Origin of the sequence: Rickettsia monacensis (assembly GCF_000499665.2) — a bacterium.
Classification (GTDB): Bacteria; Pseudomonadota; Alphaproteobacteria; order Rickettsiales; family Rickettsiaceae; genus Rickettsia; species Rickettsia tamurae.
On record NZ_LN794217.1, the window covers coordinates 1,136,502 to 1,152,716 of the forward strand.

Consider the following 16,215-nt stretch of genomic DNA (forward strand, 5'->3'; position numbering starts at 1 on the left):
TAAGGGGTTTAATCTCAGCACAACTACAGTATCATTGCTAGAAAGATAGACTAATCTATCCAATCAAATTTATTATGCAACATTCTATAGAATTATATTTAAAGGCCATTTTACAGAATATTATACAGTAACCTTAAGTAACCCCGATTATGGATAAGAAATACATGGTTTATTAGGTTTAAGTTGGTAAGCAATAAGAGCAGAGAATAGAGAAGTAAAGAAATTAATAGGTGATCGATGTATGAAAGGAGTAATATTAAAATGTACAAGTTACGACTTAATCTGACAGAGTTGAGTAATCAGGCAGCTTGATGGGCAATCATCAAATTGTCTGATATTCTCTCTATATTACCAATATTTTTATCTATATTACCAATATTACCAATATTTTTATCTTTAGCAATATAAAGTGAATCTGTAAAAGATTGCATTGGTGTTTTACCAAAGCAATGTTTACCGGAATGAGGTCTTGCATTATTGTAACTCACAAGCCAGTTATCTATATCTGTTTGCAATTCATCAAGTGAATTATAAAATTTTTTGCGGAATAGAATGTGATAGCACTCTTCCTGCATAGTTTTATGGAAACGCTCACAGATACCGTTGGTTTGAGGACTATATGCTTTAGTTTTGGAATGATCGATATTCTCAATGCCAAGATATAGTTGGTAAGCATGGTTTTCTGGTTTTCCACAATATTCCGTACCTCTATCAGTTAATATTCTAAGCAGAGGGATATCATGGTTTGCAAAGAATGGAATAACCTTATCATTTAAGTGGTCTGCAGCTGTAATAGCCGTCTTTTCGGTATAGAGTTTACAAATAGCTACTCCTCAATAGGTATCGACAAAAGTTTGCTGATAAATACGGCCTATGCCTTTAATATTACCAACATAGTAAGTATCTTGTGAACCAAGGTAGCCAGGGTGCATAGTTTCTATTTCACCACTAGCTTCACGTTGGTTTTTAACTTTTTCAAGAACAGCAAGTTGATTATCACTTAAAACAATACCATCATTTGCTACTTTAGTCTCTAGAGCTTTTAGACGTTTTTTGAAACTTTCTAAATCATGACGTAACCACACAGATCTAACTCCGCCACCAGAAATGATTATCCCACTCTTGCGTAATTCATTAGCAGCACGTTCCTGACCAAATGCTGGAAATTCAACAGCTATATTAACTACAGCATCCTCTATATTTGCGGGCACACGATTCTTAATGCAAGCTTTACGTCTAGTCATCTCATATAGAGCTTCCCCCCTCCCCACCTTGATCATGGAGCTCTTTGTAACGATAAAATGTATCCCTGCTATAACCCATTACTTTGCAAGCTTGTGATACATTCCCTAATTGTTCAGCGAGTTTTAATAAACCGATTCTTGGCTTTATGATTTTTTCTTGATATGTTGTCATCTGACAGTCTCCTTTTTAGTAGGTTGTTAAAACTTGCCAGGTACTATCTTATCTTTTTTCTTCGTACCCAACAATCCTTAACTGTCAGATCAATTCTTTACTTTTACATTTTAATATTACTCCTTCCAGACATCGATCACCTATTAATTTCTTTACTTCTCTATTCTCTGCTCTTATTGCTTACCAACTTAAACCTAATAAACCATGTATTTCTTATCCATAATCGGGGTTAAACCAGGTAGTGCCTTTACTATACCGACTAAACTTTCAACAATTAAAAGCTTATCATCCAATTTTTTTACATGATTCAATACTTTTTTATTTAAGTCAGGAACATTAATTATTTTGATCAATGTTATATTTACATATTCATTTAATACCCAAGTATCCAATAATGATACTATCTCTCCTATGCTTTTTCGTATTATCGTCTCATCTAATATTTGTACTAATTTTTGTAGTACTATTTGCTGTAATTGCGTACCATCAACTTTTAATAAACCGATTAATCTTTCATAAATTTTTGTTTTACTACCCCATACATTTTTATTTGTTAAGTCTGTGATTATTTCTATAGCTGCTTTTAATTCTTGAAGTTTAGAGTTTTTCTGTTGTAATTTCTCATTTACTGTTTTAATTATGTCTTCTGATAAATATCCGCTTTCTATTATATGTTGTTCCCAAATTGTAATATCTTTTAATACGGTATCGTCTATTAAATTTTGGATTTGTTTTAAATTCAGTATTCTGTTATCAAATTTCCCATTGATTTTGCTTTGAGTTAGTAGGTGCATTAATAATATAATCTTTCTTTCAATCTCTAGCTCTAATATTCCGTCAACATTACATGTTACAGCTTCCCAAAATATTTCTGTTAATTCTTGATTACTATCATTATTTACTATCCCTGCTAAAAACTTCAGAGTCATTAGATATTTTGGCTCGTTTCTATGCTCCCCGATAAAACTTGCTGTTTTGTATTTTGTATTATTATCTGCTAACTGATTTTTTAAATAACATGCAGCTAGATATTCTTGAAATGTTAAATGAATAAATTGATGATTTAGATTTATTATGCTTTCGCCTGTTCCTTCTGCTTTAAGCAATCCAAGCTTATTTATTTTTTCTATATTAAGAGTTTTGAAATTCTTATCGTCTAACTTTTAATTGATGTGTTACTAGCTTCCCTGTATTTACCAAAGCTTCAAAAGCTATTTCTTGTAAGAACTGCAATTCAGGTGTAGATAATATTTGTCCGTCGGTAATTTACTATTCTTTCATTTTCAAATTTCTGAAAATATTTTTTCCAAGCCATATTACTACTTCATGATATAACTGACTTATATTAAAATCTTCTTGGTTATTTTTTTGAAATTTATATCGTATGTCTTTATCTTCCCAAACTAAACATATTAATGCCGTATTGATAGGAACTTCACATATCTCTTTTATTTGGTTATTAACTGCTAAAAAGCTTTTTAACTGCACTCCAAACTCTTTATCCTTATCATTCTCAAAATTTTTATTTATATATTTCTCTATTCCCTCCATATCCCAGCCTGTGTTTTCTACTTTCCGCTCAAACTGACTACTCATCTCCTCTACAACCGCATTAGGTCTAGAACTCATTATTACATTTTTATATTCTGATACTTCATCTATTATGTCTTGAAAATCATTTCTATTAGACATATTTAAATGTGCTACTTCATCATAACCGTCTAGCAACAATAAAACCTTATCTTTTTGTTTTTCCTCAATACTTAATATATCTTTCAGTAGTTGTATTTTTTCTGATTTTGAAAATTTTGCACTATGCGTTAAACAGTAATGAATGAAACAACCAACTTTATCTTGACGTAACTCACTAGGTTCATATTCTCTGCTCCAACTTTCATTTAATAGCTCTTTTAACTTAACTCTAAATACATAATCAAACTTATCATTCCACAACTGCCCTTTCCCCCATTTATAGGATATATTATGCAATAACGTTGTTTTTCCAACTCCTGCACCGCCTAATAATAATATTTTCCCTATATCTGCTTGGATTCTGTTTATTGATTCAATTATATCTTTTATTTCTTCTATATTATTTTTACCTAATTCCTTATGTACTAGATTAATCTTATTATTTTCTTCTTTTTCGGTATTTATTATATCTATGATTCTTTTTATTTTTTCTGAATCATCTTTATCATTCTTATTAGCCGATTCTTTACTAAGTAACTCTTTTATCTTTTTTATTAAAGTTCAATATTATATATAAGTTTGTTGATAAAAAATGATTTATTTACTAATATCTATATTTCCATAAATAATATTAGTTTTATATGCTACTGCTACTTCCTGAAATAACTTTGACTTTAATAGCACTTTTAGGGCAGTTTTTTGCCGTAATTATACCAAATAAAAATAGAATTATTTCTAATATCATTATTTTATTATGCATATTATCAATTTTTCTTACCTTTAAGTACTCAAGCTATGAAGGAGTATGGCACTCATTTGCTACCGAAATAAATATCGGTATTAGTAAAAGCATAGTGCTACTATTCACTATTATCTCCATGATTATATACCGTGATTACTCTATTCTTGTTGCTGAGGAATTAAAGTTTGAATTTATTACTTTAATGTTATTATCGGTCGTAGGTATTTTTGTTGCAATTTCATCACGGAATTTTCTATTATTATTCTGCGGTATGGAGCTTACTGCTTTAACTTCATATGCACTTGCAGGATTCAAATTAAATGATATTAAATCATCGGAAGGTGCTTTAAAATATTTTATCTTAGGTAGTTTAGTTAGTTGTTTATCATTATTCGGTATTTCTTTTATATACGGATTCGGCGGAAGCCTACAATTTGAGGATATCTTATATAAACTAAATGATAATTCTGGGATGGATCTTGGTTTAATAATCGGTATTGTATTATTTTTAAGTAGTATTTTCTTTAAACTCTCAAGCGTTCCACTTCATTTTTGGGTCCCTGACGTATATGAAGGATCGCCGATTACTTCGGTTACTTATTTCACCGCTGCCTCAAAAATAGGTATGGTTATTGTTTTATTAAATATCAGCAAATTAATCATAGGTAACTACTACCCTATTAATTATAATTTAATAAAGATAATTGCTATATTATCTATGCTGTTTGGAGCTTTTGGAGCTATTCGTCAAACTTCTCTAAAAAGATTAATGGCTTATAGTACTATTTTAAATATCGGTTATGTATTAATCGGCGTTCTTCTGCATAATCAAGAAGGATATAAAGCAGCTTTACTATATATTCTAATATATGCGGTAGGAAGTATAGGATTTTTTACTTGCTTAATCATGCTGCTCGGTAAAGACACCGATAAAGCTAGTTTTAAAACTATACAAGGAATTGCAGAGAACCATAAAACTATAGCTACCGTAATTAGCATAGTTATGTTTTCAATGATTGGAATCCCTCCTCTTACAGGATTTTTCGGTAAATATTACCTTTTTTACCAAGCAATTAATCAAGAAGAATTCGCATTAGCTTATTGTGGTATTTTTACCAGCGTAGTTGCTGCTTTTTATTATCTTAAAGTAGTAAAAGCCCTGTATTTTTCTAAAAAGATTGAGATAATTAAGCTTCCTATGCAATATGGGCTTTTACTGATTAATTACTTAGTTGTAGGCTTCTTGTTGCTTGGTTCATTTATTATCTCGTTTTAGATGGTGTAGACTTTTTATTAACAACACTAGCCGCAGTAGTTTTAGTAGGCTTCACAACCTTTTCTTTTAGATTCTTTATATGTTTTAGATCTTCTTCATCTAATTTTAATAAATCTTGGTCTTTCTGTTTAGCTTTTTTAGCTAGACCTAATTGACTTGGAGTAACACTAACAATATCATCCGTTCCGACTTCTTTTTTGAATTTTTCTAGAGCGTCTACATATTCTCTGTTTGCGTCTATATTTGTCTTTACTGATTTTTGTTTTGATTCTTTCTTTATTTTATCAGAAGAATCAGCTAAATTTCTTTCATCTTTAATATCTTCATTTAAACTTTTTATTGTCTTTATTAAATGTTTTTTCGCACTATCTCTAATACCAAGTATTTCTAAAATTCTTACAAAATTAGTAGTAACTTTATTTCTTAATTTAAGTTTTTGTCCCCCTTTTTTTCTTTCTTCATAATTAAGAATTTTCTCAAAATAATCAGGATATTCTTTCATTAATGTTTTTAATCCTTGCTCTTTCACTTCGTAATAAGGAAAACTATATTTTTTAGAAATTAAACTATTTACTTTAATTTCTAAGCCGTATTCCTTTAAGGATTCTTGCCTTTTTTTCATTGTATCTATTAAACTAGCCTTAATTTCTTCAGGCGTTATTTCTTTAGATTTTTTATTATTAAATTTCTTTGGCATCGCTTGTTTTGCAAATTCTGCAATTGCTTCATTACTATAATATTTAGTTAATTCATCAAAACTTTTATCAATAGTTTTGCTTAAATCAATTTTAGAAACTGCAAGTAAGCTATCGGCAAAATTAGGATTTTTTGTTCTTAAATTAGAAGGAAATTCTCTAAAATGGTTAGTGGGACCGAATCCAGGCAAATGTTTGGCTCTTGAATGCGGATAGATATTATTTGTTAAATTATCAAAACTACCGGCAAAATCAATTCTTACTAATTTAGGTAAAGTTTTTGGATTTTTTTGATCTCTGATAACTCCTATATTTCCAACATGTATATCAAAATCGCCGATCAATAAACTTGCCGGCATAATGTTTTCAAAGTTCTGATACTTAATTTCCTTAAAAGCATTTTCTAAGGTTCTAAATAATTTATTTCTAGCCCCCATAAAAAGCGGTCTACCGCCGTCCTTTCTAAACCAAGAACTCGGTTTAGTTTTAGCAGACATATGTTTATCCATGTCCACATACATATCGCTACTATAATTCTCAAAAAATTCAGATTTGACATATATTTGCGAATCAACAGCTTTAGATTTATTAAAATCATCAGGAGCAATTAAATTAACCTTTGCTCCATTTCCGGGACTTATAGCTTCAAAAATTTGAGATCCTAAAAACTCGGCTATATTTTTTGAGCTTGAAGCCTCTTTTTTTATCATCGCCGTAATTTTACCGTCTGAGCTTTGATATACGCCGCCATGCTCTCCTACTTCATTAGCTCCGCCTCCTTTAGGCTTTAAAAAATTCCAACCTTTAAATACTGATTTCTTATTTTGAGTCATCCTCGCCTCTTTATATTGATAATTTTGATATAATTATAAAACATATTATTTATTTTTTATCAAGGATAGAAGCCGTTTTCTACTTAATTTTATTTGTTCTTTAATATTTCAGCTACTTCAAGAGCTGCATAGGTAAATATACCTGTTGCACCGACACGTTTAAAACTAATTAATGACTCCATCAAAGCTCTCTCCCAATCAATCGCCCCTGCTTCTGCTGCAAATTTTAACATTGCATATTCTCCGCTAACCTGATATGCAAAAATTTTAGCATTAAAATTATTTGCCGCTTCACGAATAACATCCAAAAACGGCATACCAGGCTTCACCATAACCATATCGGCTCCCTCTGCTATATCATGCTCAATCTCAAGCATTGCTTCCTTAATATTACGCACATCCATTTGATAGCTTGATTTATCTAAATAATTCTTTTGAGTGCTTCTAACTGCCTCACGAAACGGACCGTAAAAGCTTGAAGCATATTTAGCGGCATAAGCAAGAATTCCAACATTTATAAACCCCTCTTTGTCAATATATTCCCTTATTGCCCCGATTCTTCCATCCATCATATCAGAAGGTGCAACAATATCTACTCCGGCTTTTGCTAGTACTAATGCTTGATTACACAAGGCTCTTACTGATTTATCATTATCAACTTCCCCGTGATACACAATACCGTCATGACCATGTGTAGTATAAGGATCAAGTGCTACATCGCATATTATACCGATATCAATATTAGCGTTTTTGATGCTTCTAATAGTTCTACATATCAAATTATCTAAATTATAAGCCTCGTCGGCATTTTCGCTTTTTAGACTTTGATCAATACTAGGAAATAATGCAATAGCATTAATACCAAGCTCTGCTGCTTCTTTTGCCGTTTCTACTATTTGATCAATCGATAAACGATATATACCGGGCATAGTCTTAATTTCTTGCCTTTCATTATGTCCTTCAACAATAAATAAAGGCAACACTAAATCACTAATTGATAAATTATTTTCAGCTATTAATTCTCTAAGCCAAAAAACTTTTCTATTTCTTCTAAGTCTAATATGGGGGTACATAAAATTCATATCTCATTTTAGTTAATAACTTGGATTCTAATATATAACCTAACTATCTTATAGTAAAAATATTGCATTACAAAAAGAAATTTTGCTTGCAATTTATAAAAAATTTAAGCAAACTAATAAAAATATAAAAATATGTAAATTAGGAGCTTAATATGGCACAAGGTAATATTCCAAAATCAGTAAAAGATAGAATAAAAGAGTGGGAAAAAAAATCAAATATGTCAAATAACCCACCAAAAAATACAAAACCGGCTGTTCCTCCAAAACCTACTTCTGAGCAAATAAAGGCATGGAACGAGGCACATAAAAAACAGACTGACTTAACTACACATTCCCAAGCACTTGATATATTTGTCGATACCCCATCTCCGCAAGTTGAAACCCAAAAGCCTATTATTTTTTCAAAACCGGCTCCGGAACAAACAAAAGTACCGGAAGAAACACCTAAAAAACAATCTAATTTAACCGTAAAAGAGAAAATAGAGAAATTTTTTAAAGATCATAATATTGATACCAAAGATGCTTTGATTCCAGAATTTAGCCGCTATATAGAATTAAGCGGTTCTATGGCAGGGAAGCGTCTTGATGTTACTATTAAAGCTTATGAACAATCATTAGGACGGCTAATAAAACAAGTAGGAGTACCTCAAAAAGAGTTTGTTTCTTTTATAGAAGATGATCTAATAAAGAATCATCCACACAAAGATAAATTTGAGAAAAGCAATCAACATTATAAATTACCTGAACCACCTAAATTATCTGATATAATTGATAATCTTAGAAAATTAGTAAACAATGATGATATAATAGCTCATTTGAAACAAAGTAGAAAACACATTGAATTTAAAGAAAAAGTAAATAATATTATTCAGATTTATGATGATAATAAACATAATCCAACTGCTATAGTTAAAGTTGAAGCAAAACTGAAAGAGGTAGGTAAATGGTGTGAAGAAACTACAAAAATGGATAATAATCCTATTTGGAAAAATATTGGTAATTTTATAAAATATTCTTTTACTGGAGATAAAGCTAAAGCTGCTTTTTATAAAGATGCTATAAAAAATTCTACTCAAAATACTAAAAAAGCTATAGCAGAAATACAAAAATCTCTTACTAATCCTTCTCCTCATTCATCTAATGTTCCACCGTCGAAGAATAAAGGAGAAAGATATAGAAGCTAATAAAAACTTTTAGGATCGATATCTATTTTTAGATGACAAAAAGAAGGAATTTTTATAAGGCTTAGCCAAAATTTTAAATATTTCTGCAAATTAAATTTCTTATCGGCTATAATGAGTATCCGGTAACGATATTTACCGGCGAGCTTTGACATTAATGAGCTTGCCGGTCCTAAAATTTTCACGTTTGCTTTTGGTGCGATTCGGACCATATCCCTAGCAATTTCTAGAATTTTAGCCTCACTGGAACCTGATAAAATTACCGATGCCGTTTTAGAAAATGGCGGCATATCTGCTAATTTTCTTATTTCAAGTTCATTTGTAAAAAAACTATCTTCATCACCGGCCTTAACATAACTAAAAATTATATTATCAGGATAATAGCTTTGTAAATATACCACACCTTTACTATCTCCCCTACCCGCTCTACCTCCCACTTGATGTAGTAGCTGGAAAGTTCGCTCAGATGCTCTAAGATCGGCGTTATTACTCCCAAGATCGGCATCTATTACACCGACTAAGGTAAGATTCGGGAAATGGTAACCTTTTGTTATTATTTGTGTGCCTATTAAAATATCAATTTCTAAATTTTCCATTTGATGTAGAAGCTGTGCTATTTTTTCAGGACTTTTAGCATGATCTTTACTTATCACCGCAATTTTACTCTCAGGAAAGAGTGCTTTTGCTTCCTCTTCTATTCTCTCTATACCTGGACCACAAATAGTTAATGTTTCATCTTCTAGACATTCAGGACAAGAACTAAAAATTTTACTTTGATAACCGCAATGGTGACATTCAAGTTTTTTAGTCGCTTTATGTACTACCATCCAGCTAGAACAATATTTGCAGGTAAATCTGTAACCGCAAGCTTTGCAGAGCATTAGCGGAGCATAACCACGCCTATTAAGGAATAATAATACTTGCTTTTTATTATCTAAATTATCTTTAATAGCTTCTATAAGAAGCTTAGATAAATATGAATTCTTAGGTAGCTTTTCTTTAGTCATGTCGATTATTTCTATATTCGGCAAATCGACATTTTTGTATCTATTAACCAATGTAACCAATTGATATTTACCTATTTCTATATTATACATCGTTTCAATAGACGGTGTTGCCGAACACAAAACAATTTGTGCTTTATCAAATGTACCTCTTACGATAGCCGTATCCCTAGCATTATATAATATACCGTCATCTTGTTTATAGGAATCGTCATGCTCTTCATCTATAACCACCAAACCGAGATTTTTAAAAGGTAAAAATAAACTACTTCTAGCCCCAATTACTACTTTAACTTTATCACTTAATATGCCTCTTAAAATCATTTTCTTTTGAGCTTTAGTAACGTTTGAGTTCCATATGATAGGTTCAAAACCGAATCGCTCTATAAATCGATTAATAATTTGTGTACTTAAAGCAATTTCAGGCAACATAACCAGCACTTGTTTGCCTTTTGCTAAGTAATCTGCTATTAGATGAAAATATATTTCCGTTTTACCTGACCCCGTAACACCTTTAATAAGCACAGGCTTATTACTTTCATTTAAAATTGTTACTGCTTGTTTCTGCTCTTCTGACAAATCAGGTAGCACAAAGTTATTATTTACTTTCTGCTCTTTAACTTTAATCGGTTTTTCAGCAATATCTATAGGTAATACTAACTTGGCTATGCTCCCAAGTTCTGACATATAGTAGCTACTCATCCATTTAATTAATTCTAAAACTTCTAAAGTAATATTTAAATTTAACGGTACTTTCGCTCTAATAGTTTTTATTTTTTTTGCCTCGGAATTTGAAGCAAGCTCCCATACTATACCAGTTAATTCTTTATTTCTAAAAGGCACTACAACAAGATCGCCGATATTTAGCTCTAAATCTTCAGATATTAAATAATCTAACGGAAATAATTTTGCTACCGGCAATAATATTTTTGCTATTCGCATATATAATGTATTTTATAATTTTTTTTTTATTATATACTAAATTTAATAGATTGTAGAAATTTAGATGAAAAAAATTATTATAGGAATTTCCGGAGCTTCAGGAGCAATATACGGTATTCGTTTGCTTGAAGTACTAAAGGAGCAAAATATCGAAACTCATTTGATTATTTCAGAGGGAGCAGCTCTTACTATAAAGCTCGAAACTAAATATTCTATAGATGAAGTTAAGCTACTGGCTAATTATTATTATAACGATAAAGATTTAGGTGCTACTATTTCAAGCGGTTCTTTTAAAACTTTGGGAATGATAATAGCCCCTTGTAGTATGAAAACCTTAGCAAGTATTGCTCACTCAATGGAAGATAGTTTAATTAGTAGAGCGGCAGGAGTTGTACTTAAAGACAGACGAAAACTTATTTTAATGACCCGTGAAACTCCACTACATATCGGACATTTAGAAAATATGCTAAAAGTAGCGAGTTACGGCGGTATCATAGCACCGCCTGTGCCGGCTTTTTATAATAACCCTGTAAATATAGATGATATAGTCAATCACTCTATTACTAGAGTTTTAGATTTTTTCGATATCGAAACTAATTTAATTAAACGCTGGGGTAGTTATGAGCAATAAAGTATCAACTTTACTATTAAACTTACATTAAAAAACTCATCGTGCTGTTAGTAAATATCCCCCATCTAAAAATGTTATACCTGAATTTTATGAAATAAATAAAATTATTTAATGTGTGTTCAATATAAACATATAGTTGCTATAATTTATACTATTACCTTATTTTTGGATAGATTAGACCTAACAATTATTAATGTTGCTCTTCCAACTATTGCTGATCATTTTGGGATTTCTGTTATCAATGCAAATTGGATCAGTATAGCTTTTCTCTTAGCACTCTCTATTTCCATTCCAATTAGTAATTGGTTGGGAGATAAATTTGGTTTAAAAAATATTTATATATTATCGATAATTCTCTTTGGTGTTGCTTCATGTTTATGTGCATCTATTAATAATTTTTATGTTTTAATCTTGCTAAGATTCTTACTGGTAATTTTTTGTATCAGAGAGTAGAATTAACTAATTATTGTCTGATGTATTTATAACAAACTCATCTCATAAACTATATTAGTGTGGTAAATTATCTTTATAAAAACTCAAATGAATAATATAAAATGTTCTGTTTTGAGTTTTATTGCGTGGATCGGTTTTAACGTTATTGCGAGGAAAAACTGTAAGTTTTGACGAAGCAATCCAGTAAAAAATTCTGATTTACAGAATTTTTTTATTATTCTCCTAGATTGCCACGCAGCCTACGGCTGCTCGCAATGACGACTCGGTATCCACGAAACAATACCTCGTGGGGATAACATAAAGGGCTTCTTTTTTCAAACCATATAATAATTTAACAAACAACAATGGCACGTAATAAAATAAATAATGACAAAAATATAGCTGCTAACGAAGAAGTAGATATTCCTATACCAAGGGTTTTACCTTCCAATGTTCAAGCAGAGCAAATGCTACTTGGGGCGATTCTAACCAATAATGAATTACTAAATTACGTATCGGAATTTTTACGTGATGAACATTTTTTTGAGCCTATTCACCAAAAAATCTATGAAGCAATTGAGAAAATTACTGAAAAAGGGCTGATAGCTACACCTATTACTTTACGTAGTATGTTAACTCAAGATGAACTATTTCAAGGAATAGAAGGAGCGGAATATTTAGCAAAATTGATAACTATGTCAATGATGGTAATAAATCCGATTGATTACGGTAAAATAATATATGATTTAGCAATAAAGCGTAATTTAATAAATATCGGTGAAGAAGTAGTAAATAATGCCTATAATTCTTCATTAGAAGTTGAAGCAAAGGAACAGATTGAACATGCCGAAGCTAAGCTTTACGATTTAGCTAGCGAAGGCTTAAATGAAAAAAGTTTTACCAAAATCGGTATATCTATTTCAGAATCCCTTGCTAGCATTAATAGAGCTATGAAAAATAACGATCACGTAATCGGTATATCTACCGGTTTGATTGATCTAGATAATAAATTATTCGGCTTTCATAATTCCGATCTTATAATTCTCGCAGGACGTCCGTCGATGGGTAAAACAACATTCGCTATAAACCTTGCACTTAATGCCTGTAATAATATGCGTCTTAAAAATATTAGAGATAATCAAGAAATTCAGTCGGTAGGTTTTTTCTCTTTAGAAATGTCCTCAGAACAGCTAACCACACGTCTACTTTCAATGTGTGCAGAAATTGATTCTACTTCTCTTCGTACGGGGATTCTAGGTGAAGAAAAATATAACCGTCTTCGCAAGGAAGCAAATACTTTATCGGAATTACAATTTTTTATCGATGATACCCCTGCTCTATCTATTTCCGCTATAAGAACAAGAGCTAGAAGAATGAAACGCAAGCATAATCTCGGTATATTATTTATCGATTATTTACAATTAATTAGAGGAGTAAGTAAATCCGAAAATAGAGTTAGCGAGATTTCAGAAATAACCCAAGGCTTAAAAGCAATAGCAAAAGAGTTAAATATTCCGGTTATTGCGTTATCTCAGCTCTCAAGAGCGGTAGAACTACGTGAGGATAAAAAACCTATGCTATCCGATCTTCGAGAATCAGGAACTATAGAACAGGATGCTGATATAGTAATGTTTATTTACCGTGAAGAATATTATTTAACTAGAAAAGAACCGGCAGCAGGTGATGCTAAACATGCCGAATGGTTAGATAAGCTCAACAAAGTATATAATATTGCCGATATAATTGTTGCAAAACATCGTAACGGACCGGTTGGAAATGTTCCGCTTTATTATGATAGTCAGTTTTCTAAATTTGGTAATTTGGAGAAAAGAACTTTTAACTCTAATTAAATCAGAATTGCTTTAACGTTATTGTGAGCAGGCATTACTCATGTGGATACCAAGTCGTCATTGCGAGCAAACGTTAGTGCGTGGCAATCTCAGGAATTTTCCCGAGATTGCTTCGTCGAATTACTGCGTAATTCTTCTCGCAATGACGGAAAAACCTATCCATGCAACAAGGCCGACTTGATGCGGGATCTAATTTAAAATACTAAAATTATTAGTATTTTAAGTTGTTTTTATGGACCCCGTGGTCAAGCCACGGGGTGACACAGTAGATTTTACCAACCCACACAACAATACCTGTTCACATTTAATAGTTTATTTAACCCCGATTATGGATAAGAAATACATGGTTTATTAGGTTTAAGTTGGTAAGCAATAAGAGCAGAGAATAGAGAAGTAAAAAAATTAATAGGTGATCGATGTCTGGAAGGAGTAATATTAAAATTCTCTTTTATGTAGCCAAAAATGGTTTCGATAATGAATCTCTTCCTTAAAAGGATTTTATCCAAAAGAGGTAATAAATAGTTTTTCATATCCTTTCTTATTCCGGTAATTTTTATTAAACCTTGCTTATAAAGTTTTGTAAACATTTTTTCTGAAATAAACCCCTTATCATCATAACACTTACCTTTTAGACCTTTTTGATAACCATTGCTTCAAATGCAATTCTGTCATCAACATTACCTTTGGTAATTTTAACAGCAATAATTTCTCCCTTATCATTGATTATCATATGAAGCTTGAATCCAAAAAACCAATCGACAGAACTACGTCCCATTTTTGCAAGATTATTAAAAGTTCTGTTAGAATTAATTCTGATATTTTTACATACTGCAAAATGTGTGGAATCTGCATAATAAATTCCCGTTCTTTTCCCACTTAAGTAATGTAACATCACAATCAATGGCAGAAATAATGAAGGAATAAGCTGAACAAATCTCTCATAACAAGGTGGATTCCTGAACAAATTACCATTAATAATAAAGTTTTGGTAATAAGCTTTTAAATGTTTATATGCACTAAAATGGTAAAAATCATTATTGAGAGTTCTTCACTTAAGGAAAGCTTACCTTCTCTAAATCTTTGCTTATTACTTTTCAGCAATTGATGTTTTACCCATTTCTCATAAATTTTACAAAATTTATCTACTATACAAAATATTGTAGTATATTTACACATGTTATTAAACCTTTATTTTACTCCTTCAGTGCCCTATTTATATAAGGTTTAATAACTCTTGCAACCTTCCTTCCTCTCTATTCCTTATCCATAATCGGGGTTATCTAGTTACTAGATTAACAAGTTCATATCCCATTATAAGCATTCCGACAATTACGCATATAATAATTAGATATTGTTTTTGCAATTCAGGATAATAAAACTTATTTATCTTTGCTTTATATAACAGATAAACCGGTAATAAAATTGCAATAATTACAAGAATCATACCGGCAAATCCTAAAATTGTAATAAAAGCATTAGGTACTACTACTGCTACAATATAAGCCGGTAATATAGTAACAATAGAAGCGGTCATATTACGAATTACTACATTCGGTATCGAATTCATAAACATAGTTTTAAGGGAATCACATAGCCCTACTCCGAGTATCGATGTAGCGATAGTAAGAGTTGAAATTATCTAAACTAATAATTGTACGGACTGCCATTTTGCTATATTACTTAATTAAATCTCCGACTTCTACATTACTTGTAATCATTTGTTGATAAAATGTTGTATTATTATGATGTACTACAATAAGAATACTACAAGTCCAAATTATATATACTATTGCAGGAATTAAGCTTCCAAATAAAAACGCCGTCTTTAGCATTTTTGTTACAATAATTAGTTAAGGTATGGAAGATTACTTGGAAACCAAATGAAGTAAAAACTACCGGAGTTACTACACCCCATATAGATATTTCTTTATAATTTGGTGAGAATAAAGGTAAATTATCCCACTGAATCATAGAAACAAGTCCAATAACTAAAATTGCAATTATTATAAGCAATCCGATAAATAGCACTCGATTTATATAATCTACTAACTTTAGAGGTAATAATAATATTAGAATGCTAATAATAACATACCATGCTCCTATATAAGTTATACTTGTATCTAAAGCTAATAACTTCTGTAATATTGAAGAGCCTCCGTATATAAATACTGCAAGTAAAGCATATAAAAGGAGCTTAAGGCTTACCATACCGATGATTTGAGCAGTATGTCCTGAAAAATATTTTCCCAATGCCCCAAGTGTTAAGCCTTGACCCGCTTGAAGATTAAGCTCTAGGTTAATTAAAGAAGTATAATACATTATAAACCAAATTATAAACATCAATAACTAGGTATTATACCTAATTTTGCTAATACCATGGGTAGTGCTATCATACCGCTACCTATACAAATACCTGAAATTAACAGGATTGAACCAATA

General features: G+C 31.0%; 13 protein-coding genes and 3 pseudogenes. 6 read left to right on the plus strand and 10 right to left on the minus strand.

The genetic code is table 11. The annotated features are described in order from the left end of the window. Window positions 1–299: 299 nt before the first annotated feature. From RMONA_RS05950 to RMONA_RS05965, 3 genes and pseudogenes are all read right to left on the minus strand, one after another. Window positions 300–1,416 (minus strand): annotated as a pseudogene (locus tag RMONA_RS05950) (IS481 family transposase). 194 nt (window positions 1,417–1,610) lie between these two features. Further along, the gene (locus RMONA_RS10535; RefSeq protein WP_023508126.1) at window positions 1,611–2,522 is read right to left on the minus strand and encodes a hypothetical protein; all 912 of its coding nucleotides are present in this window, start codon (window positions 2,520–2,522) and stop codon (window positions 1,611–1,613) included. 163 nt (window positions 2,523–2,685) lie between these two features. Next, on the minus strand, window positions 2,686–3,405 hold the full coding sequence (locus RMONA_RS05965; RefSeq protein ID WP_023508125.1) for an NACHT domain-containing protein: 720 nt from the start codon (window positions 3,403–3,405) through the stop codon (window positions 2,686–2,688). A gap of 344 nt (window positions 3,406–3,749) precedes the next feature. Here RMONA_RS05965 and nuoN point away from each other — a divergent pair, with 344 nt between their 5' ends. Then, window positions 3,750–5,126 carry an NADH-quinone oxidoreductase subunit NuoN gene (gene nuoN / locus RMONA_RS05970; RefSeq protein WP_023508124.1) on the plus strand — a complete coding sequence of 459 codons (1,377 nt, stop codon included), beginning with the start codon at window positions 3,750–3,752 and terminating at the stop codon, window positions 5,124–5,126. Here nuoN and RMONA_RS05975 read toward each other — a convergent pair. Continuing rightward, window positions 5,113–6,654, minus strand: a complete 1,542-nt coding sequence (locus RMONA_RS05975) for a hypothetical protein (protein ID WP_023508123.1) — start codon at window positions 6,652–6,654, stop codon at window positions 5,113–5,115. The genes nuoN and RMONA_RS05975 overlap by 14 nt on opposite strands. 89 nt (window positions 6,655–6,743) lie before the next feature. Continuing rightward, window positions 6,744–7,727 (minus strand): porphobilinogen synthase, encoded by a 984-nt coding sequence (gene hemB, locus RMONA_RS05980; protein ID WP_023508122.1) that lies wholly within the window; start codon window positions 7,725–7,727, stop codon window positions 6,744–6,746. Between the two features lie 161 nt (window positions 7,728–7,888). Here hemB and RMONA_RS05985 point away from each other — a divergent pair, with 161 nt between their 5' ends. Beyond that, complete coding sequence (locus RMONA_RS05985; protein WP_023508121.1) at window positions 7,889–8,920, plus strand: hypothetical protein; 1,032 nt, start codon at window positions 7,889–7,891, stop codon at window positions 8,918–8,920. Here the strand turns inward: RMONA_RS05985 and RMONA_RS05990 are convergent. Next, window positions 8,917–10,863 (minus strand): primosomal protein N', encoded by a 1,947-nt coding sequence (locus RMONA_RS05990; RefSeq protein WP_023508120.1) that lies wholly within the window; start codon window positions 10,861–10,863, stop codon window positions 8,917–8,919. The two genes, RMONA_RS05985 and RMONA_RS05990, sit on opposite strands and share 4 nt — an antisense overlap. A 64-nt stretch (window positions 10,864–10,927) precedes the next feature. Here RMONA_RS05990 and RMONA_RS05995 point away from each other — a divergent pair, with 64 nt between their 5' ends. From RMONA_RS05995 to RMONA_RS10985, 4 genes are all read left to right on the plus strand, one after another. Then, the gene (locus RMONA_RS05995; RefSeq protein ID WP_023508119.1) at window positions 10,928–11,494 is read left to right on the plus strand and encodes a UbiX family flavin prenyltransferase; all 567 of its coding nucleotides are present in this window, start codon (window positions 10,928–10,930) and stop codon (window positions 11,492–11,494) included. A 111-nt stretch (window positions 11,495–11,605) separates the two neighbouring features. Further along, on the plus strand, window positions 11,606–11,947 hold the full coding sequence (locus tag RMONA_RS11550; protein WP_023508118.1) for an MFS transporter: 342 nt from the start codon (window positions 11,606–11,608) through the stop codon (window positions 11,945–11,947). A 344-nt stretch (window positions 11,948–12,291) separates the two neighbouring features. Then, entirely contained in the window at window positions 12,292–13,776 is a 1,485-nt protein-coding gene (locus RMONA_RS06005) for a replicative DNA helicase (RefSeq protein ID WP_008580185.1), read from the plus strand. A 232-nt stretch (window positions 13,777–14,008) separates the two neighbouring features. Beyond that, window positions 14,009–14,131, plus strand: coding sequence for a hypothetical protein (locus RMONA_RS10985; protein WP_277914365.1), 123 nt, complete (start codon window positions 14,009–14,011; stop codon window positions 14,129–14,131). Here RMONA_RS10985 and RMONA_RS10990 read toward each other — a convergent pair. The 4 genes and pseudogenes from RMONA_RS10990 to RMONA_RS06020 form a co-directional block, all read right to left on the minus strand. Beyond that, window positions 14,103–14,363 carry a transposase gene (locus RMONA_RS10990; protein WP_023507102.1) on the minus strand — a complete coding sequence of 87 codons (261 nt, stop codon included), beginning with the start codon at window positions 14,361–14,363 and terminating at the stop codon, window positions 14,103–14,105. The two genes, RMONA_RS10985 and RMONA_RS10990, sit on opposite strands and share 29 nt — an antisense overlap. 41 nt (window positions 14,364–14,404) lie before the next feature. Then, the gene (locus RMONA_RS10995) at window positions 14,405–14,668 is read right to left on the minus strand and encodes a transposase (protein ID WP_023507103.1); all 264 of its coding nucleotides are present in this window, start codon (window positions 14,666–14,668) and stop codon (window positions 14,405–14,407) included. A 489-nt stretch (window positions 14,669–15,157) separates the two neighbouring features. Beyond that, a pseudogene (locus RMONA_RS10545) lies at window positions 15,158–15,349 on the minus strand (aromatic amino acid transport family protein); the annotation flags it as partial. 191 nt (window positions 15,350–15,540) lie between these two features. Continuing rightward, window positions 15,541–16,169: pseudogene (locus tag RMONA_RS06020) on the minus strand (aromatic amino acid transport family protein). Between the last annotated feature and the right edge of the window lie 46 nt (window positions 16,170–16,215).